Consider the following 18,335-nt stretch of genomic DNA (forward strand, 5'->3'; position numbering starts at 1 on the left):
TCTGCTTAGCGGCGCGGGCAAATCTGTTGCTAAATTTCATCTTGTGTTCAGCAGTGGTGATGCACAATGCGATATTAACTTGGCGCGACTATTTAGCGTAGATGAACAGTAGGCTGTACGTGAATAGTCTTAAACGAAAAGAGAAAGCATGATAGTTGATCTTGTAATACTGTTCTTAGCAGGCATTGTGGGCGGGGTGTTGAACTCAGTTGCTGGTGGTGGGAGTTTTGTGACGTTTCCTGCGCTAATGGCAGTTGGTGTGCCGCCTGTGGTTGCCAATGCGACCAATACCTTTGCTTCATTTTTTGGCTATTTAAGCGGTGCCTATGCTTTTCGTCAGCAGCTAGTTGGACATGGTAAACAAATTAAAATCATCATAGTAGTAAGTTTTATTGGCGGCGCCCTTGGGGCATTTTTATTGCTGTGGGCATCGGAGGCCACATTTAAACAGGCAATTCCATGGCTGCTACTATTTGCCACCTTGTTATTTATTTTTGGTGGTCAGATAAATCGCTTTGCTAAGTCCTTGTCGAATAACAAGTATGCATCCCAGCTGGGCGCTGTCATGTTGACCTTAGTGTTATTGGCTATCTGTATTTACGGCGGCTTTTTTAATGCAGGACTCGGCATTATTGGTTTGAGCTATTTAGCGTTAGCCGGTTATACCAACATCAATACCATGAATGGCATTAAGCTAGTGATCTCTTCAGCGGTGTCTCTGGTTGCGATTGTGCTGTTTATTGCTAATGATGCCATCGCCTGGGTTGAGGGCGCGGCAGTATTGATTGGTACCTTGATTGGCGGCTATATGTCCGCTGGCGTGTCGATGCGTATCCCTCAGCACTATATACGCTGGTTTGTGATTGTGATGAGCTGTTTGATCACCGCCTACTTCTTTTACGTTACCTACTTTTAATTGATGCTTTGTTGCTAAAGCAAACGCACTCGAGACAAACACAGCGAATACACAGTAATGAAGAGAGCGGCTGTGTGTTAGCTCCCTAGAAGGGTGCCTAGCTTCACCGGTTGAAACTATAAACTAGAGTGGTAATGACATCTAAAGCCGTTGAAAACACGGATGTTTTCGTCGAGCACATAGGGATGTGCTTGCTGCGTGCTTTAAATGTCATTGCGACGTGAGCAAACAGTCAAAGCTGCCAGGTATGGAAAACACTAGAAATTACAGGCAAACCCTGTTCGATGATTACTACCAACTTCATTAGGTGGTGTAGGGACTGAAAACAAAAGGGAGCCTTGGCTCCCTAACTATTGATTCAGTAATTCACCCTAGCTCATTTTGCGAATAAGGCTCACAGGCGCAATACGTAATAGATAGTGCATAAATGCCCACGGCCAGCTTGGTACGTATGAGTTTGGTTTTTCTTTATCAATTGCAGCAACTAGGGCGCGGCAACCTACGTCGGTGTCGACAATAAACGGCACCTTCTCGACTTTTTCGTTAATCTCGCTGCGAATAAAACCAGGATGCACACAGCTGACCTTGATTGGCGTATTCATCAAATCAATGCGCATTCCTTCTGTAAGAGAGGTCAGCGCGGCTTTGGTAGCGGCGTAAACTGTCATCGCTCGTCTAAAACCACGCAAGGCGCTGATGGATGAAATTGTCACTAGGTGACCAGCATTTTGTTGCCTAAAGATTTCTACAGCCGCTTCGCATTGAGCGATGGCGGCAATGAAGTTGGTTTGTGCCGTTTGCAAGTTAGCGTTGAAGTAACCGGTACCAATAGACGCGCCTTTACCCATACCAGCGTTAACGATAATTCTATCTAGGCTGCCAAGCTCATCTTTAAACTCATTAAACACCTTAAATACTGCATCATGATCGTTTACATCTAGCGACTTAATCGACACGGTAATATTTGGGTTGAGACTTTCTAGCTGTTGTTTTACTTCCTCAAGGCGCTCAACGCGGCGCGCACATAGGGCGAGGTTATGGCCTTTTTTGGCAAACTCGAGTGCCATGCCTTTGCCAAGCCCAGAGCTTGCGCCTGTAATTAGAATGTTGGTTCTCATGCTGCTAGTCCCTTAGTGATTGATTTGTTGTTATTTTACTTGTCTGTGTTGCCCATTAGCCTTTATGTATAGGTCACCAGTTTGCCCGGAAGCCTTTCTAAAAAGTCATGTTGATTTAGGCTTGAAAGCTTCAAACGGCCATTACTGTCGATAATAAACTTGGTCATTCCGGCGTTCACCAGGGTTTGGTTGACCATTAAAAACTGCTTGGGGTCTAATCCAAGAGCAAAGCAGGTAAGCATGCTAATAGGGCCGCCTGAACTAAACACCAGAGTATTTTTCTGGCCTTGAGCGAGCTCAACTAAACTTTGCTCGGCGAGCTTGATACGCTGATAAAACTGATGCCAACTTTCACTATAACCTTGATTATCCGTTGTCTGCGTCCATTTGCTAATGGCTAGACCGAACGTCTCTAAAAAGAAATTTTTAGGGTTAGCTAAGCCACGAGCATGCTCAATCATGGCTTTAGCGCTGTGAAAGCGTTGATCGTATTGGCCAATAATATTCTGGTGATCTAACTCATTCAGCTCAGCGATGGAAGTTATGGCTGGTGGCTGTACTTGTCCTTTCGCTTTATTTCTATATGCAAACAGTTGATTAACTGTGAGTGACGCGGTTTGCTGGTGGCGCTTCATGGTGCCAGCGAGCAAACGGCTAGCATTAAAGCCGCTAGTTGCTAGGTGTTCACCTAGGGCAATTGCTTGCTGTTCGCCTTTGGGTGACAGCTGATCATAATCTTCGCTCAGCGCCGATGCTTGCCCATGTCTAATGAGGTAAATACAACTCATGGTTTCCTCGCTTAATGACTGTTAATTTTTGCCTAACACGCGACTCTACTTGTTTTGCGCCTTGATGGATTTTTTGCAGCGCCACAATAGATAGTGCACAAATACCCAGAAGTTTTTGAATGCTGGGTTATTCGTTTGTTTGTGGTGATAGCGGTAATAAATTTGCTGCACAATACCAGCTAGTCTAAACAGGCCATACACCTCGTAAAAAGTGAAGTCGTCACATTCAATGCCGGTTTTTTTAAGGTAATAATCAATTACCTGTTGTCTGGTTAGCATGCCTTTTAGGTGTGTTGGTTGGCGTCTGGTACTCTGGGCTAAAAAGTCATCGTCAGCTTCAATCCAGTAGGCCAGACTATTACCTAAATCCATGAGTGGGTCGCCAAGTGTTGCTAGCTCCCAGTCGAGCACGCCAATAACTTGAGTATGATCTTCAGGGTTGAGTACTACATTATCAAAGCGAAAGTCGTTGTGAGTTAAGCAAATACGCTCTGTGGTAGGCATATTGTTTTGAAGCCAATTCATTACGTATTTTGCTGAAGGTACATTCCAGGTTTTCGCCTTGGTATAACGCTCGCTCCAACCGCTGATTTGACGCTCGATATAACCCTGACCTTTCGCGAGATTACTCAGCCCCGCTTTGTCTATATCCACCTGATGCAGCTCTACTAAGCAATCAATGACATTGGTGCACAAGTTAGCGGTTTGCTCTGGAGTGGAATTGAGTCCGCGCGGCAGGTTCTTGCGTGGTATCACGCCAGTGAGCTTTTGCATTACATAAAAGTCGGTACCAATCACGGCATCATCGTCGCAAAAGGCTATCATTTTAGGCACATAGCGATACACTTCTTGCAGCGCCTGTTGCAGTCTAAACTCGCGACCCATATCGTGGGCGCCCTTGGCTTTAGTGCCTTTGGGGGCGCGGCGTAAAATCAGCTCAACATTGCTGTAGGTTAAACAGTAGGTCCAGTTAGATGCGCCGCCAGCATACTGAGTAACCTCAGGCGTGCCTTGAACATCAATTTTTTGTGCCTTTAGCCAGCCATCAACAGCATTGATATTAAGCTCTTCACCTTGTCTTACGGCTTTGGCTTTATCTAGCACCTGATTGCTCATGCTTGATCTCCTTGGGTTGAGCCTTGGGTTTCTCCGTCCACTTTTTTCATGCTAGCCGCTTGCTCAGACTTAACTGCTTGTTTTGACTTGGCGACCATTTTGGCGGTGCCTTTTATCGCGCGCTTTAAATAGCTCTCCATTGGTAGCCATTTTTTCATCAAATAAGTGCGTTTGCCAAGCTTGTGGGTGAGGATTAAAAAGCGCTTTTGTTTGGCTTGAATAAAGATGCTCTCGGCGATCTGTTCCGCGGTCATATCGGCCTTTTCAAACAAGCGTGCGACGGTGCGGTGCATTAATGGTTCGCTTGAGCGAAGCGATTTATCTAAGTTAGTTTTGAAAAAGCTCGGGCAGACCACGCTAACGGCAATATTGTCATCAGTCAGCTCCAATTTTAAGGTTTCAGAAAACGAAATCACCGCCGCTTTTACCGCGTTATAGCTTGCCATCAGCGGAATAGGCGTTAACCCAGCTTGTGAAGCAATATTGATAATTTGCCCGCGACCTTGGGCACGAAAGTCATCAACAAATGCCTGACACACGCGCACCATGCCATATAGGTTGATATCAAATACCCACTGCCATTGCTCAATTGGCTCGCTTTTCAGTGAGCCGCCAGTGGCAACCCCAGCGTTATTGATGATGCAGTCAATGCGGCCGAATTTATCGATAACATGTTCACGTAGCTGAGCGACTTGCTGAGCATCGGTGATATTACAATCAAGGTAGCTGGCCTGCGCGCCGAGGGCGATTAACTCGGTAACAACCTCAGCCCCGCTTTGACTATCAATGTCGGCAACACAAATCGCAATCGGCTTGTGTTGTTGCTGATAATGCTTGGCCCAGGTGATGGCTAATGCCTTGCCAAGACCACTAGCAGCGCCTGTGATAAGTATGGTGTATGACTTGTTGCTCATGCTGTCGTAGTTCATGGGCCGTATCCTTAGCTATACTTTTTCAGCTCAAGGCGCGACACCATGGCCATATGCACTTCATCTGGGCCGTCGGCTAGGCGTAACATGCGCGCCATGGCGCTAAACATAGACACTGGGAAGTCGCCCGATACACCGGCGCCGCCGTGCATTTGAATTGCCATATCACTGACCATTTGCAACATGTTTGGCACCACCACTTTAATCGCAGAGATCTCGGTCATGGCCTGCTTAACGCCAACATTATCTATCTTCCATGCGGCGTTAAGGGTGAGTAATCTCGCTTGATCTATCGCCATTCTCGCTTGCGCTATGCGCTCCATATTGCCGCCAAGTTTGATGATTGGCTTGCCAAAGGCTACACGTGACATGCCGCGTTTTATCATTAACTCAAGGCAACGCTCTGCTGCGCCAATTGCGCGCATACAATGGTGAATACGCCCTGGCCCCAGGCGGCCCTGGGCAATGGCAAAGCCTTTACCTAAACCGACAAGCAAGTTGGTTTTAGGTACGCGCACATTGCTAAATTCAACTTCACCGTGACCATAGGGCGCATCGTAATCCTGGCTGGCGGTTAACATGCGCTTGATGTTCACTCCGGGAGTGTCGAGCGGCACTAACACCATAGAATGCTGGTTATGTTTGTCGTTTTCTGGATTCGATAACCCCATAAAAATAGCCACTTTGGCTTTTGGGTGACCTAGACCTGTGGTCCACCATTTAGTGCCATTGAGCACTAGCTCGTCACCGTCAACATCGATCCGTGCTTGCATATTGGTGGCATCGCTAGAAGCTACATCCGGCTCTGTCATGGCGAAAACAGAGCGGATGTCGCCATTGAGCAGTGGAGATAACCATTGCTGCTTTTGTTGTTCATCACCAAAGTGATACAGCACTTCCATATTGCCGGTGTCAGGGGCGTTACAGTTAAAAACCTCTGGGGCAAATAACACCTTGCCGGTTTCTTCTGCTAATGGTGCATATTCAAGACAAGATAAACCTTCGGCGAGCTCAGCATCAGGCAAAAACAAATTCCAAAGGCCTGCAGCCTTGGCTTTGGCTTTTAGTTCGTTAATCGCGGCAGGAACTTGCCACTCGCGCCAATCCACATGCTCGTTGAGGCGACGGTTTTCAGCCACAATGGCTTGCTCTTGCGGCAATACATGCTCAGCCATAAATGCCTTCAGTTTGGCTAAGTACGCCTGACTTTTTTCGCTCGGTTGAAAGTCCATATTCTGTGCCTCACTTAATTACCAATAAATTTAGATTAATACAGGTGTTTGAATGAATTAAGTGAAATATATTGTTAGCATGTGATGAATGCTGTTCATAGTTTAGTGGTGATCAACGAATGTCTAAGGCGCTTTATGCTTAACGAAAAACAACTTCAACAGCTGGACTTTAATCTTCTGAAAGTATTCGAAGCCCTGTATATGGAGCGCAACATGACTAGCGTGGCTAAGACCTTGTTTATTAGTCCGTCCGCGGTGAGCCATGCCATAAAGCGCTTAAGGCAAGCTTTGGGGGATGAGCTGTTTGTGCGTAAAGGGCAGGCTATGGAGCCAACGCCTGCATGTCAGCAAATTGCACCGCAGGTCATTGAGCTGTTGTCTAAGCTGCGTAAGGTGCTGCAAAGCTGTGGTGAGTTTGAGTTAAGCCAAAGTCAGCAAACTTTTACTCTGGCTATTCACGAGGCATTAGAGCCTATTGTATTGCCTAAGCTGGTGGCGATATTTCGCAGTCAGGCGCCCAATGCTTTCTTAAAAAGTATCAAGCTAGACCGCAGTAATATGCCGCGCCAACTGGCAAATCGCCAGGTAGATATGGTGATTGATATAGCCAGACCGATTCAGTCGCCAATTATGCACGCTAGTCTTTCTAGTGATCACTTTGTAGTGCTTGCCGATAAACAACAATTTGCTCAGCACAGTTTGTCGAAACAGTTTTATATCGACTCGCAGCATATTGTGGTGTCTAACCGCAGTGACGGCATAGTGATAGAAGATGTTAGCTTGTTGCAGCAGGGTATTAATCGACAAATTAAGGTGCGTTGTCAAAGCTTCAACACCGCCAAAAATGTACTTAAAGGCACAGACTATTTGCTGACCATACCGTCGATAATTGCCAAGCAGTTTATGGCGTCAGCAGAATTTGATGACAGCTTAATGGTGTTGCCGCTGCCTTTTGAGGCGCCGAGTTTAAATACCCATTACTACTGGCATCAAGACAGCGATGCCGACCCAGCTATCGATTGGCTAAAACAGATGGTGCAGCAACTACTCGGCTAGCCTCTACACATGAAGAACCAGCTAGATGTGAGGTGTTAACTCGCTTTGCTCTGTGTAGTACTAGTCTGTTGATTCTCCGGTTTACTGTCACCTCGCGGCCATTTAGCCCAGAGTGCTATGACCATCGCACCTACATACATAGTCAGCCCGTAAACACCTGCTGCAATCGCAAGTTGTGGTTGGTTTAAAAATGTCATGGCAATCAACATAGCTAGCGTCGCGTTTTGAATGCCCACCTCAATAGCTAGGGTGACGCCATCAGTGCGTGATAATTTGAATATTCGACCAAGCAGCAATCCAAGCGCTACGCTACCAAGGTTTAGCAACAAACACGCGAGGAACATGTCTTTAAATGACTGTGCCAAAATTTGTCTTTCTTGCCACAACACCGCAATTATCATTAACCCCATAAATAACGCCGAAAAACGCCTAAAGAGTGGCTCACTTTTACGACTGACATTTGGAAAATAGTGATTTACCAACATGCCAAGGGCAATGGGCAGCAGAGTAATTGCGCAAAGCCCTAAGGTGACATCAACAAGTGAGAATTGCGGCTGCGCCTGACCTAAAAAGTACTTGCTACTCCAGCTGATCAGTAGTGGCGTTGTGATTAAACAGATCAGGGTACTAAAGCTGGTTAGGGTTATTGAAAGCGCGAGGTTAGCGCGGGCAAGCTGACTGATCACATTCGACATAGTGCCGCCGGGGCAGGCTGATAGGATCATCAGCCCCACCGCCATTTCCGCAGATAACTCCAGCAGTAAACACAAACTAAAAGCGAGTGCAGGTAGCAATAACATTTGCCCGCTTAACCCTAACGCTACCGCTTTAGGCCAGCGCAAGACGCGGCTAAAGTCTGCCAGGGTTAACCCCAAGCCCATGCCAAACATGATCATAGCGATGGCAGCGGGTAATAAGCCCTGAGTTATCCACGAAGCTGTCATGATTATCCTTATCTCGCTTTTTTGTTGTCAGGCCTAAACCAATTAATTAGGTTGAGATCATTGAATTAGGCTGTGACGTTGAATTACAGCTTGTTGCAGACTTGGTAACTTAAATAGTTAGCAAGCGATGCAATGACATTTAAAGCTCGCTGCAAGCACATCCTGTGAGCTCTACGAAAACATCCATGTTTTCAAAGGCTTTAAATGCCACCGCAACCGTATGCTTTCGTAGCTGCCAGTTAGCCTTAAGCATTTATTGTGTAAGCAAGTGCTAATGTAAAGCTAGCGGCTTTTACTCTAAAAAGCTTGCATCTTCTGCCAATACTTTTTGATAAAGCGGTTGGAAGTTACCCCAGGTGACGATTTCTGAGCCATTTACCTGACGGGTTTTTAATGCGGTTTGATGGTCTATCTGTGCTAGCTGCTCAGCAGATTGAACCGCGCTTTGGGCGAGTAATTGGCTATGACAGCAACTCTCTAACATACAAAAGTTAGCGCAGGCTGCATCAACACTGCTGCCAACGGTTAATAACCCGTGGTTTTGTAATATCACAGCGCAATTATCCGCTAGCGCATTAGCGATTAAATCACCCTCGGTTAACTCTGCCACCACACCTGTGAAGGTGCCTAGCAGGGCATGGTTTTCATAGAACAAACACGCGTCTTGCGAGATAGGCAAAATAGGCTGTGCTAACGCTGAAAAAGCTCTTCCATAGGTGGTGTGAGCGTGGGCGACAGCGTTTACGTCTGGGCGTGCATGATGAATACGTGAGTGAATAGCAAAGGCGGCGTTGTTGATAGGGTATTTTCCCTCAACAATATTGCCTTGATGATCCACTCGCACTAAATCTGATGCTTTGATGTGTTTGAAATGAACCGCCAATGGATTCACCCAAAAGGTGTCAGGTGCGATGTTGTCACGCACGGTAATATGCCCGGCTAAACCTTCATCAAAACCATGCATGGCAAAGACCCTAAAAGCAGCCGCTAGGCGCTGTTTAATATAGGTTTGCTCTGCTTGTGGATCATCAAACTGTGGTGGCCTAGGCACTTTAAACTGGCTGTCGCCTCGCGTTGATTGCTGTATTTGTTGCTCCATTTTTTGTGCTTGAGCGCTTTTTGCTTGTTGATCTGTTGCTAGCTGTTTTGTCGCTGAGAGTGGGGATGTCATCATTTAGCCTCTAAAAATTGCTTTAATTTTAGGCTATCGCCCATTAGCATAAATTCAAATGATGGATTTTTATGCTTAGGGATTAATTTGATTCATAGTAAGGTCGACTTAAACTTGTTTGTGGTGCTGCAGGCGATTTACCAGCATGGCTCAATCACTCTTGCTGCTCAGCAATTACACCTCACCCAGCCAGCGGTGAGTCATGCTCTTGCACGGCTGCGCGATACTTATCAAGACCCATTGTTTGTACGTTATGGACGTAAGATGGTGGCAACTGAACTATGTCAGCAAATCATGCCCAGTGTTGAAGCGGCAATGGCGAGTTTGCGGGGGACTTTGGGTTCGCCCAATCGAGCGAATATGCTTAATCAGCCGCGCTTATTGCGTTTGGGGTTGCGCGATATTCTCGAGTCGATTTTCTTCCCGCCGTTAATGCAGCGTGTGCAACAGCAAGCACCCAACTTAAGTATTGATAGTCGGCAAATTACCTTAGTGGATATTGATAAACAGTTGAGTGAGCAACAACTGGATATTGTGATTGATGTGCTTACACCAACCGGGCGTGGCATTAAAAGCCAGCTTATTTGTAATGAGCACTTTTCATTGGTTTGTAGGCCCGATCATCCAATATTGGTCCAACTTAATTTGGCCAACTATCAGCAATATCCCCACGGTATCGTATCGCTTAAAGGCTCTAAAGTAGATGTGGTAGATATGGCGCTGGCCAAACACGGCATTACTCGTAATGTGGTGCTGCGCTGCGAGCATTATTTTGCCGCAGCATCGGTGGCTTGTCAGGGCGATATGCTGCTGACCATGCCCAATTCGTATGCCAAGCTATTGCAGCAAAAGCTACCTGTGGTGGTCTCGCTATTACCATTTGAGGTGCCGCCATTGCCTGTACACATGTACTGGCATGAACAAGCAGAGCACGACCCAATAAATAACTGGCTCAGGGAGCAATTTGAGCAAATGGCCGAGCAGCTATTTGGCAGACTAGATTAACGAGTTACTTGTAGTGTCGGATATCTTTGTTTAGGTTAATAATTAGCCATGCACACAATTGGGCGACGTAGGCTGTTGTAATCAAGTATCTGAAAAGAAATTAAATTCTATAACGCTTATTCAAATAATTAGACAAAGGAAAGGTCATGAAAGCGATTACTACTCTCGTTGCCATAGTTGTATTTGGCTTTGCTCTGGCAAACTATGCCCACGCGCAAGATGCTACGTCCACGAATAAGACTGCCAAAATGGCAGAGCAATATGTTGAAGTTGGCTCAATGTCACCTAGTTGTGGTAACGGTGGTAAAACACCTTATGTGAAGAATAAACACTCCTCGAAGAAGATAGATATCAAGCTTAAGGTGACTTATTTATATCAGGGGCAGCAAAAGGTAAAAGTGTTGCCCGGAAACTGGAGAATCGCCGCAGGCAAAACCCATAAACTGACCACGCGCTGCACCATTCCCGGGCCTACATCACAAAAATTCAGTTACTCGGTTCATAGTGCAACTTACATGTAAAACCCTAAGCTTGAGTTAAGTTTGACTACATAGCATGAGGGTCTCCGTCCTCCGCTGCTTTTGATCCCATCTTTCAACTGCAGCGGATTTTTTTATCTGAAGTTAAATCGCTCCCTGTTATTTAATTCAGAGTTAACCCACTTTAGCTTGTTTTCCCCACTACAGTATATTTAAACCAACCGGTCTATTTTATGCTTATTCTAATAGCTTAACTTTAGCCGCTTACTTTACAAAAGTGCTGTTACGCGCAAACTCAATTGCCTGATTGCAAAGGTGCATTTTTTGCTCTTCGCTAGATGCTCTAAAGTCGGCAAAATATTGCTCTAACTTGTTGCTGGTTTCCTGGGTCATGATGTGGTCTTCAATGCCGGCTTTTTGATGGTCTAACACGGCCTTTTTAACAATGGCGCCTTGAATTGGCATTTCATTTTCATTGTAAAACACGTCGCAAATCATTAAGCCGCCAATACCTATGGCAGTTTCAGTATCAAGCGTTTGTGTCATTGGCTGTGCTTGTACGCTAGCTGCGATACCTAGACCACTAACAATAAGTCCTGCCACTAAGCCTGCAATAATTTGTTTTTTCATCTTTTTCACCCTACGTTTCACCCAAAGTGCTGAGATTGTTGCAGCGGATTTTGCTGCATCTATGCTAGGGCCTGTTGATCTTTCAAGATTATTTTTGCAGCTGCTTGTTGGAGATTTATACAAGGCAACGACTTTGATGTGTGGTTATTCCACATGAGTAAGTCGTTAACACAGTAGAAATGACAACAAGCGTTGCCTGAAAGGTTCGTTTAAAAGCACTTTACTCTTTGTTGCGAGCCCTTTTTAAACCAATAGGTGTAGGTGACTAGACGTCATTGCTCGCGTCGCGATTAAAGTGCTTTTAATTCGAACAAATTCTAATCAGCAAAGATCAACAGGCCCTAGCTAAAATAGCAATTTGTGAAGCGTGAAAATGCTAGCTTTACCCTATTAGCACTGGGTTTTAGAGTAAATTAGAAATAAAAACTCGGCTTACTTCATATATACCTTACCGCCAATCATTTTTAGCGCGGGCGTGCCACGTACTAAGGTGTCGCGGGCGAAGGTTTGCTCGCATTGCGGGCACATCCCAGGTGCTTTGGTGTAATCAACCGCAATCCGTTCTTTAAAGCACTTCACTAGCGAGCCTTTACCGCCTTTATGGTATTTGTACAGTTGGGTTTTGCAGTTGGCACAATAAATATCGACAGTGCGAGTAGGCAGTTTTTTGTTGGGTTTAGCCATAAATAATCAGCAATATGCGTGGTGTCGATAAGGGTATTGTGGGTGCGGACGTTAATCAAGTTGTGGAGCATTCAGTCGTGAAGGCTTGCTGAGGGCCAAAAAGAAAAAACCGCCCAAATGAGTGTTGCCTTATTTGGGCGGGAGCAATAAAGGGTAGCCAATGTTACTCGGCGCTGGCCCCTCGAGATTGAGCATTGCTAAAAGTGGTGGGATTGGCGTACTTGGCAGTGAGCTGTTCAAGATAAGGCTGAACCTCTTTGTCGCCCCAGTCGAGATAGCCACGTAAAAAGCCAACTAAGTTGCCTTCGCCGTCAAATACGTATGTTGCTGGTACCACGTTAAGTGGCACCATGTTTTCAATTTGGGCTTGTGGGTCAATGAGGGTTGGATAGCCATCAAGCTTATGGCGGGTAAGGAATGCCGCAACCTTGTCATATTCCTCATCAATTGACACCGGCATCACTACAAGGTCGTTATTAATATTGTCCTGACGGATCTTTTCCATCATCGGGATTTCTTTAATACAAGGGGCGCACCAGGTCGCCCATAGGTTCATCACCACTAACTTACCGCGATAGTCACTGAGCTTTACGGTTTCACCATCAAGACTTGTAAGTGGTACTTCATTGACCTTACGTGCTTTGGTCATTTCAATGAAGCGCGACATAATCATTGGTTTAGGGATATTTTCGCCTGTGTCATAGACCTTTTCTGACGGCAAAGATGCTTGGCTGGCAAAGCTAACAGTGCAAGTCGCTGTGAGTAACACGCTAGCTAGCAAAGTGGTGAGTTTATTCATGAGTTTTTTCCTCAGTCATCAGGCGTTGCTGTGGCGAGCCTTGAAGCTTGTTAGCACGGCGAGATTGACGCATTTGCTGAGCCACTAGCCAGACAATAGCTAACAGCACCATAAAGATAGGGATAATAAACAAGGCACTAGTGCTGGCATTTAGCGTTGGCATGTAGTGAATCTGCTCGCCAAAGCGAGCCACCATAAATTCGATGATCGCTTGTTTTGACTTGCCTTGTTCCAGCTGCAAGAAAATTTCAGCTTTTAATTCGTTGGCTATCGGTGCTTGAGAGTCCAACAAGTTTTGGTTAATGGATGCTGGGCAGCGCAGCTCTTTGGCTATTTCAAACCCGAGCGTTTTTACCTGCTCTTGAGTGTAATGTTTGGGCGCCTGCATTGCCGCGCTATTTATTGGAGCACTGTTGACTTTGGTGCTACTGATTTCGGTGCTATTGATTTGGGCATTGGCATTTAGCGAGACTAGGCTAGCACTGCCTAGCAGCAAGCACAGCAACATAGTTTTTAATCTAGATAGCATGAGTTGCCTCCTGGTTAACCGTTTTACTTGTCTTTGTTACTGAGTGTTGGCGACGAGTGACTAAGGCCTTGTTTAGCATGCTCACTACGCCACCAAACATCATTAATATTGCGCCTAACCAAATCCAGCTGACTAACGGTTTATAGTTGATGCGGATAAGGTATTCGCTATCGCTAAGCGCTTGTCCCATAGACACGTATAAGTCGCCATACCATTGGCGGTAGACACCTGCCGCCGATAGCTGCATGGCATTGGTGTTAAAGGTGCGCCTTTGTGGTGTGATAAAGCTAATCGTGTTTTCCAGGCTGTCTTGTACTTCAATGTTGGCTTGAATTGCCTCATAGCTAGGGTGCGACACTTGCTCTGTTGAGCGGTAAATAAAGGTGTAACCGGCCAGCTCTTTGCCTTGCCCAGGGCCCATTCGCAGCAGTTCTTCTTGCTCAAAGTTGCTAACGACCGTTGCACCAATAATAGATACCGCTAAACCAAGGTGGGCGATAAACATACCAATAAAGCGTGAATTGATTTGTGAGGTTTTAATCGCCTGATAGGCACAATAGCCAAGGGTTATAGCAAGGAAGCAAACTGCAAACACACCAAGCGCAGCTTGAAAACCTAATGCTAAGGGAAGAGTCACAGCTAGGCTGGCACTAAAACTTATCGCTGCAGCTGCAAGCATGATAGGTTTAAAACTCGCTTGTTGTTTAAAGCGCAGGCAAGGAGCAAGCCCCATTACGATACTAATTAGCGCCACCATAGGGATGAATAAGCTATTAAAGTAAGGCGCACCCACAGAAATAGTGCGTCCAAAAAGCACATCAAAGATGAGTGGATAGCAGGTACCGAGCAGCACCGACAGCGCTGCAATCACCAATAACAAAATGCCAAGAAAAACACTCATTGCCGCGGTGTTGGTTTGAGCGTTGCGGTTATTAACTCCTTGATTTGCGAGCATAGGGTATTTAGCGGCAAATAGGGTATAGCCACCACAACAACTTACAAATAGCAGGGTAAGAATAGAGATGCCGCGGCTTGGGTCTGATGCAAAGGCGTGTACCGATTGCACCACGCCTGAGCGAACCAAAAAGGTACCGAGCAAACATAGGCTAAAACCAAGCAAGCCAATAAAGGCGGTGCTGGCGTAAAAGCGGCGCTGGGTTTGCGTTAACCATAAGCTGTGCACGTAAGCGGTAGCAACTAACCAGGGAATGAATGAAGCATTCTCAACCGGATCCCAGAACCACCAGCCGCCCCAGCCTAGTTCGTTATAAGCCCACCATGAGCCAAAGGCGTTGCCGCCAGTTAGTGTAATCCAGGCAAACAGCGCCCATGGGCGTAGCGACAACATGTTGTTGTGTAACTGCTTACCTGTATCGAGTAAGCAGGCAATGGTAGCGGCAAAACAAATGGTTAATCCCACATAGCCCATGAACAGCAGTGGTGGGTGAAATACTAGGCCGATGTCTTGCAATATTGGGTTTAGGTCGCGTCCTTCAACTGGAATATTGGGCAGCAGGCGCTCAAATGGATTTGAGGTAAACAGTAAGAAGGCTAAAAAGCCCAATAAGATAAGTGCTATCGCAGCGCTAAAGTGGCTGCAAAATTGAGGCTTATTGCGGTTTTTCACCACAAAAATGCTCGCCAATACAGCAGTGGCAACAATCCACAGTAGCATTGACCCTTCATGCCCGCCCCAGGCTGCAGCGACTTTGAAGATCATTGGCAGTTGGGTGTTTGAGTGGTTGGCCACATAGGCAACCGAGAAGTCACTCACGACTAATACATACACCAAAATGGCAAATGCGCCGCATAGCGCCAGTGTATTTAAATGAGTAAGCAGTGCAATGTACGGATTGAGCTTTGGCTCACATTGACCAAGTATTGCCTTGTTAGATGCTCGCCTTTTTGCTGCGAAATGGCTAAATAGCGGTAATAAACTCAGTGATGCTGAAATCACCAGGGCAATGATCAGTAGCAATAGACCTATTTCAGCAATCATGGGTAGCTCACTCTTGGTTAATACTCTAGACGACCCGCATAAGTGAACCTTGTTAAACCGTACTCTTTATATACAGTCTGCACATGCACGCGCTTTTACTATTGAGTAACGACTAAGGAGTAACTCAACCGTGCACTAAGGCGAAAAATTACAGCGGGTAAATCGCTAAACAATGTTCAACTCACTTATTCATTCTTACGTTAAATAAGCCGGGGCAACCTGGTTAATACCATTCAAAAGTCCCCTTACTAAGCTGTCACTGCTTTGCTCTCGTGCCACCTTAAAGCACTTAATTCTGAGATTCTGTGAGCCGCTCCAAGTTAATTTTTGCTAGACAACTTTTGAAAATTAAAAGCACCGTTTTAGCTGTTTTTAGATCTAAAAACCGCAACTTTATTACTAAAGAGTAGTTGGCTTTGGTTTTTCATGTTATTGATTTTGTTGGGAATTCATTTGTTTATATCTCTTTAGATATAAGCAAAAAATCCTTGTGCGCTAGCTCAAGTTTTTGTTGGTTTTTTTATGAAGAATAGGCCTTGCTCAGTTGTATAAGTCGTTTGATGAACGGTTAGGTTTAGTTATTCCAACAAGTAACAACACAAAGGATGGGTTGTTAGTTAACGGAACAAAAACCAAATAAAAATTTTAGGAGTGAATGATGAAACAATGGAAACACAAGGTAGCTTTAAGCGCGCTATTTTGTTTCGGTGCCATTGCTAACGTAAACGCTGCTGGTGGTAAATATAACAGTATCCCTGAGATGGGTGAGTCAGCCAAAAAAGCGATTGCGGAATATAACGGGACTGAACGCATTAACGGCGTTAAAACCTTACAAGATTATATCGTTCAAGAAGAAGAGTTATTTGACTTCTTATTCGAAAATCACCCGATGTTTAAATACCAACAGTCAGGCAACTTAGTGGGTGATTACCACATCAGTGACCGTGGTGAAGAGTATTTAGATACAGGTAAAAGCCCTGCATATAGTAAGTTAGACGGTAAACCTCGTTCGGTTCAGTACCGTTTAGGTGCTAAGTCTATTCTTGATTACCCAAACAACTTCGTCGGCCCAGAAAAATGTGCCGAGTGTCACGCGACTCAGTATGAGAAGTGGAAACGCTCACGTCACGCTAAAACGATTCGTTTCCCTGGTGAACACCCAGAGGTTGATAACGATATCGAACGTACTATGTACGATACCAAAGATACCTCTATCTTACCTGACGGTATCACTCCAGATGCAATTTACGCGACTGTAGGTACACCTCGTACTAAGTATGGTTTCATTGACGCGTATCTTGTACGTGGTACATACCACATTGAAGGCGGTTTGCTACGTGACGGCACGGGTAAAATGGTTGCCGGCGCTAACCAGTTCTCTCGCGGCTGGGCTGAGTGGTTAACCCCTGAAATGTCGAAAAAAATTAACGATGCTATTCCTGAATTCCCACTAACCATTGAAGACTTCGGTTACTCAGGTTCGCATCAACAAGGTATGAGCTCATACGGTGCTAAATACCGCAAAGAAATGCTGTTCCAACCTGCATCTTCTTACTGTGAAATCTGTCATACCTTTAAGTTTGATTTCCAATCTAAGCAAGAGTTCTTTGACGCACTTGGCGATCCTAAGAAGCTTCAAGAGCACACTATTTCTAAAGGTATTGCTTGTGAAGAATGTCACGGCGCTGGTGGTCACTTAGATGGTGGTACCGGTGGTATTCAATCTAACTGTGAACGTTGTCACCAACGTTTCCAATACGACCCAACCAAGACTGAATACGCAGCTGAAAAAGGCAAGCCTGAGCTAGCATTCGGCGTGAAGATGAAGTCGCTATGCCCTTCTTGTGGTACTGAAGGTTCGCAAATGTATGGTTCTGCTCACTACGAGAAAGGCATGCGTTGTACGACTTGTCACGATCCGCACGAAGTAACAGACGGCTCTTGGATGTCTGGCATTACTAAGCCTAAGTTGAAGAAGCAATGTACTGATTGTCACGAAGCGCAAACCCTAATTGCTAGCAACACCGACACTCACTCAGAGCAAACTTGTCAAAGCTGTCACATGCCTAACATGGGTAGCTGTGAGAACTTCAAAGCAATGCAGTTCCCAGACCATGCTGGTTTCGACGCTGTACGTAAGTCTCACATGTGGAAGATTGACGTAGACCCAGAGCGCAAGACGCTTAACCCACCAGAAGGTGAGCCTCGTACTCAAGGCCCTGACGCTGGTAAAGGTTGGACTGTTGCCAAAGACGAAGATGGTCGCCCATACCTTGACTTAATGTGGTCTTGTGCACGTACCGCGATTTCTGACCACGACGTGGTAGAGAACAAAGGTTGTCACAGCCAATTCCAGTCAGAGCTTGAAACTGGTCTGCACTACAAAGACCAAGTTCAAATCTACGGCGAAGTCATGAAGTGGCAAAAACCAATCAAAGAAGTGTACGAAGAAGTTAGCCAATCAATTGTACGTATCGAGAAACTACTAGAAGTCACTAAGTTAGCGACTGAAGACAAGACTCAAGTACTACTACTGATTGAGAAAGCACAAGACGCAGTTGACCTAATCAAGGCTGACGGTTCTTGGGGTGTACACGGATTCCGCTACAGTCAAAAACGTCTTGATGCTGCGCAAACATACGTAACGCAAGCGCAAAACATCATTGACCAAAACGGCTACTAATTGGGAGTGAAAAAGGACACTGCGCTTAATACCAATCGGGGTAAATAAGTGAGCAGAGATTACGCAGAAAAAATCGCTTAGAACAAGGCAGAAACTGCAGCGAGTTAGTTGTTCTACCTTCAAAGTTTCTAACGAAGTTATAAGCGATTTTAACCAGTAAGAATGTTCACATGCTTATGCTGATTGGTATTACAACTCACCTTGTTGAGCGCACTTGTCAAGGATGATACCCACAACTACCCGGTGCATTGCCACTA

At 45.6% G+C, this 18,335-nt stretch carries 17 protein-coding genes; 5 read left to right on the top strand and 12 right to left on the bottom strand.

The features are described from left to right. The first annotated feature begins 148 nt into the window (after positions 1-148). On the top strand, positions 149-916 hold the full coding sequence (locus G3R49_RS15210; RefSeq protein WP_167870258.1) for a sulfite exporter TauE/SafE family protein: 768 nt from the start codon (positions 149-151) through the stop codon (positions 914-916). 371 nt (positions 917-1,287) lie between these two features. Here G3R49_RS15210 and G3R49_RS15215 read toward each other — a convergent pair whose 3' ends face one another. The 5 genes from G3R49_RS15215 to G3R49_RS15235 form a co-directional block, all read right to left on the bottom strand. After that, positions 1,288-2,034, bottom strand: coding sequence for an SDR family oxidoreductase (locus G3R49_RS15215; RefSeq protein WP_130599713.1), 747 nt, complete (start codon positions 2,032-2,034; stop codon positions 1,288-1,290). A 62-nt stretch (positions 2,035-2,096) separates the two neighbouring features. Continuing rightward, positions 2,097-2,822 carry a histidine phosphatase family protein gene (locus G3R49_RS15220; RefSeq protein ID WP_167870259.1) on the bottom strand — a complete coding sequence of 242 codons (726 nt, stop codon included), beginning with the start codon at positions 2,820-2,822 and terminating at the stop codon, positions 2,097-2,099. Between the two features lie 45 nt (positions 2,823-2,867). Beyond that, positions 2,868-3,938, bottom strand: a complete 1,071-nt coding sequence (locus tag G3R49_RS15225) for a phosphotransferase family protein (protein ID WP_167870260.1) — start codon at positions 3,936-3,938, stop codon at positions 2,868-2,870. Next, complete coding sequence (locus tag G3R49_RS15230; RefSeq protein ID WP_245335380.1) at positions 3,935-4,867, bottom strand: SDR family oxidoreductase; 933 nt, start codon at positions 4,865-4,867, stop codon at positions 3,935-3,937. The genes G3R49_RS15225 and G3R49_RS15230 overlap by 4 nt, the downstream gene beginning before the upstream one ends. A gap of 11 nt (positions 4,868-4,878) precedes the next feature. Further along, the gene (locus G3R49_RS15235) at positions 4,879-6,099 is read right to left on the bottom strand and encodes an acyl-CoA dehydrogenase family protein (protein ID WP_167870261.1); all 1,221 of its coding nucleotides are present in this window, start codon (positions 6,097-6,099) and stop codon (positions 4,879-4,881) included. A gap of 135 nt (positions 6,100-6,234) precedes the next feature. Between G3R49_RS15235 and G3R49_RS15240 the strand changes: the two genes are divergently transcribed. Next, positions 6,235-7,155 carry a LysR family transcriptional regulator gene (locus G3R49_RS15240; protein ID WP_167870262.1) on the top strand — a complete coding sequence of 307 codons (921 nt, stop codon included), beginning with the start codon at positions 6,235-6,237 and terminating at the stop codon, positions 7,153-7,155. A 35-nt stretch (positions 7,156-7,190) separates the two neighbouring features. Here G3R49_RS15240 and G3R49_RS15245 read toward each other — a convergent pair whose 3' ends face one another. Both G3R49_RS15245 and G3R49_RS15250 read right to left on the bottom strand, forming a co-directional pair. Continuing rightward, entirely contained in the window at positions 7,191-8,099 is a 909-nt protein-coding gene (locus G3R49_RS15245; RefSeq protein WP_167870263.1) for a bile acid:sodium symporter family protein, read from the bottom strand. Between the two features lie 292 nt (positions 8,100-8,391). Then, positions 8,392-9,273, bottom strand: coding sequence for a class II aldolase/adducin family protein (locus tag G3R49_RS15250; RefSeq protein ID WP_280954618.1), 882 nt, complete (start codon positions 9,271-9,273; stop codon positions 8,392-8,394). 84 nt (positions 9,274-9,357) lie between these two features. Here G3R49_RS15250 and G3R49_RS15255 point away from each other — a divergent pair, with 84 nt between their 5' ends. Continuing rightward, positions 9,358-10,275 (top strand): LysR family transcriptional regulator, encoded by a 918-nt coding sequence (locus G3R49_RS15255; protein ID WP_167870264.1) that lies wholly within the window; start codon positions 9,358-9,360, stop codon positions 10,273-10,275. 146 nt (positions 10,276-10,421) lie between these two features. Beyond that, complete coding sequence (locus G3R49_RS15260) at positions 10,422-10,796, top strand: hypothetical protein (protein ID WP_167870265.1); 375 nt, start codon at positions 10,422-10,424, stop codon at positions 10,794-10,796. Between the two features lie 222 nt (positions 10,797-11,018). On the opposite strand, the gene G3R49_RS15265 is transcribed toward G3R49_RS15260, so the two are convergent. From G3R49_RS15265 to G3R49_RS15285, 5 genes are all read right to left on the bottom strand, one after another. Further along, on the bottom strand, positions 11,019-11,384 hold the full coding sequence (locus G3R49_RS15265) for a hypothetical protein (protein ID WP_167870266.1): 366 nt from the start codon (positions 11,382-11,384) through the stop codon (positions 11,019-11,021). A 432-nt stretch (positions 11,385-11,816) separates the two neighbouring features. Beyond that, complete coding sequence (locus tag G3R49_RS15270; protein ID WP_167870267.1) at positions 11,817-12,068, bottom strand: hypothetical protein; 252 nt, start codon at positions 12,066-12,068, stop codon at positions 11,817-11,819. A 163-nt stretch (positions 12,069-12,231) separates the two neighbouring features. After that, positions 12,232-12,867, bottom strand: a complete 636-nt coding sequence (locus G3R49_RS15275; RefSeq protein ID WP_167870268.1) for a TlpA disulfide reductase family protein — start codon at positions 12,865-12,867, stop codon at positions 12,232-12,234. Continuing rightward, positions 12,860-13,396 carry a cytochrome c-type biogenesis protein gene (locus G3R49_RS15280; RefSeq protein ID WP_245335381.1) on the bottom strand — a complete coding sequence of 179 codons (537 nt, stop codon included), beginning with the start codon at positions 13,394-13,396 and terminating at the stop codon, positions 12,860-12,862. The genes G3R49_RS15275 and G3R49_RS15280 overlap by 8 nt, the downstream gene beginning before the upstream one ends. Next, entirely contained in the window at positions 13,386-15,395 is a 2,010-nt protein-coding gene (locus G3R49_RS15285; protein WP_167870269.1) for a heme lyase CcmF/NrfE family subunit, read from the bottom strand. The genes G3R49_RS15280 and G3R49_RS15285 overlap by 11 nt, the downstream gene beginning before the upstream one ends. Positions 15,396-16,053: 658 nt before the next feature. Here G3R49_RS15285 and G3R49_RS15290 point away from each other — a divergent pair. Continuing rightward, the gene (locus G3R49_RS15290) at positions 16,054-18,078 is read left to right on the top strand and encodes a cytochrome c3 family protein (RefSeq protein ID WP_130599689.1); all 2,025 of its coding nucleotides are present in this window, start codon (positions 16,054-16,056) and stop codon (positions 18,076-18,078) included. Positions 18,079-18,335 lie beyond the last annotated feature (257 nt).

Source organism: Shewanella sp. WXL01 (assembly GCF_012263345.1).
In the GTDB taxonomy this organism is placed as follows: domain Bacteria; phylum Pseudomonadota; class Gammaproteobacteria; order Enterobacterales; family Shewanellaceae; genus Shewanella; species Shewanella maritima.

Coding starts and splice junctions, on each gene's coding strand:
- G3R49_RS15210 (WP_167870258.1), top strand. CDS start 149: ATGATAGTTGATCTTGTAATACTGTTCTTAGCAGGCATTGTGGGCGGG.
- G3R49_RS15215 (WP_130599713.1), bottom strand. CDS start 2,034: ATGAGAACCAACATTCTAATTACAGGCGCAAGCTCTGGGCTTGGCAAA.
- G3R49_RS15220 (WP_167870259.1), bottom strand. CDS start 2,822: ATGAGTTGTATTTACCTCATTAGACATGGGCAAGCATCGGCGCTGAGC.
- G3R49_RS15225 (WP_167870260.1), bottom strand. CDS start 3,938: ATGAGCAATCAGGTGCTAGATAAAGCCAAAGCCGTAAGACAAGGTGAA.
- G3R49_RS15230 (WP_245335380.1), bottom strand. CDS start 4,867: ATGAACTACGACAGCATGAGCAACAAGTCATACACCATACTTATCACA.
- G3R49_RS15235 (WP_167870261.1), bottom strand. CDS start 6,099: ATGGACTTTCAACCGAGCGAAAAAAGTCAGGCGTACTTAGCCAAACTG.
- G3R49_RS15240 (WP_167870262.1), top strand. CDS start 6,235: ATGCTTAACGAAAAACAACTTCAACAGCTGGACTTTAATCTTCTGAAA.
- G3R49_RS15245 (WP_167870263.1), bottom strand. CDS start 8,099: ATGACAGCTTCGTGGATAACTCAGGGCTTATTACCCGCTGCCATCGCT.
- G3R49_RS15250 (WP_280954618.1), bottom strand. CDS start 9,273: ATGATGACATCCCCACTCTCAGCGACAAAACAGCTAGCAACAGATCAA.
- G3R49_RS15260 (WP_167870265.1), top strand. CDS start 10,422: ATGAAAGCGATTACTACTCTCGTTGCCATAGTTGTATTTGGCTTTGCT.
- G3R49_RS15265 (WP_167870266.1), bottom strand. CDS start 11,384: ATGAAAAAACAAATTATTGCAGGCTTAGTGGCAGGACTTATTGTTAGT.
- G3R49_RS15270 (WP_167870267.1), bottom strand. CDS start 12,068: ATGGCTAAACCCAACAAAAAACTGCCTACTCGCACTGTCGATATTTAT.
- G3R49_RS15275 (WP_167870268.1), bottom strand. CDS start 12,867: ATGAATAAACTCACCACTTTGCTAGCTAGCGTGTTACTCACAGCGACT.
- G3R49_RS15280 (WP_245335381.1), bottom strand. CDS start 13,396: ATGCTATCTAGATTAAAAACTATGTTGCTGTGCTTGCTGCTAGGCAGT.
- G3R49_RS15285 (WP_167870269.1), bottom strand. CDS start 15,395: ATGATTGCTGAAATAGGTCTATTGCTACTGATCATTGCCCTGGTGATT.
- G3R49_RS15290 (WP_130599689.1), top strand. CDS start 16,054: ATGAAACAATGGAAACACAAGGTAGCTTTAAGCGCGCTATTTTGTTTC.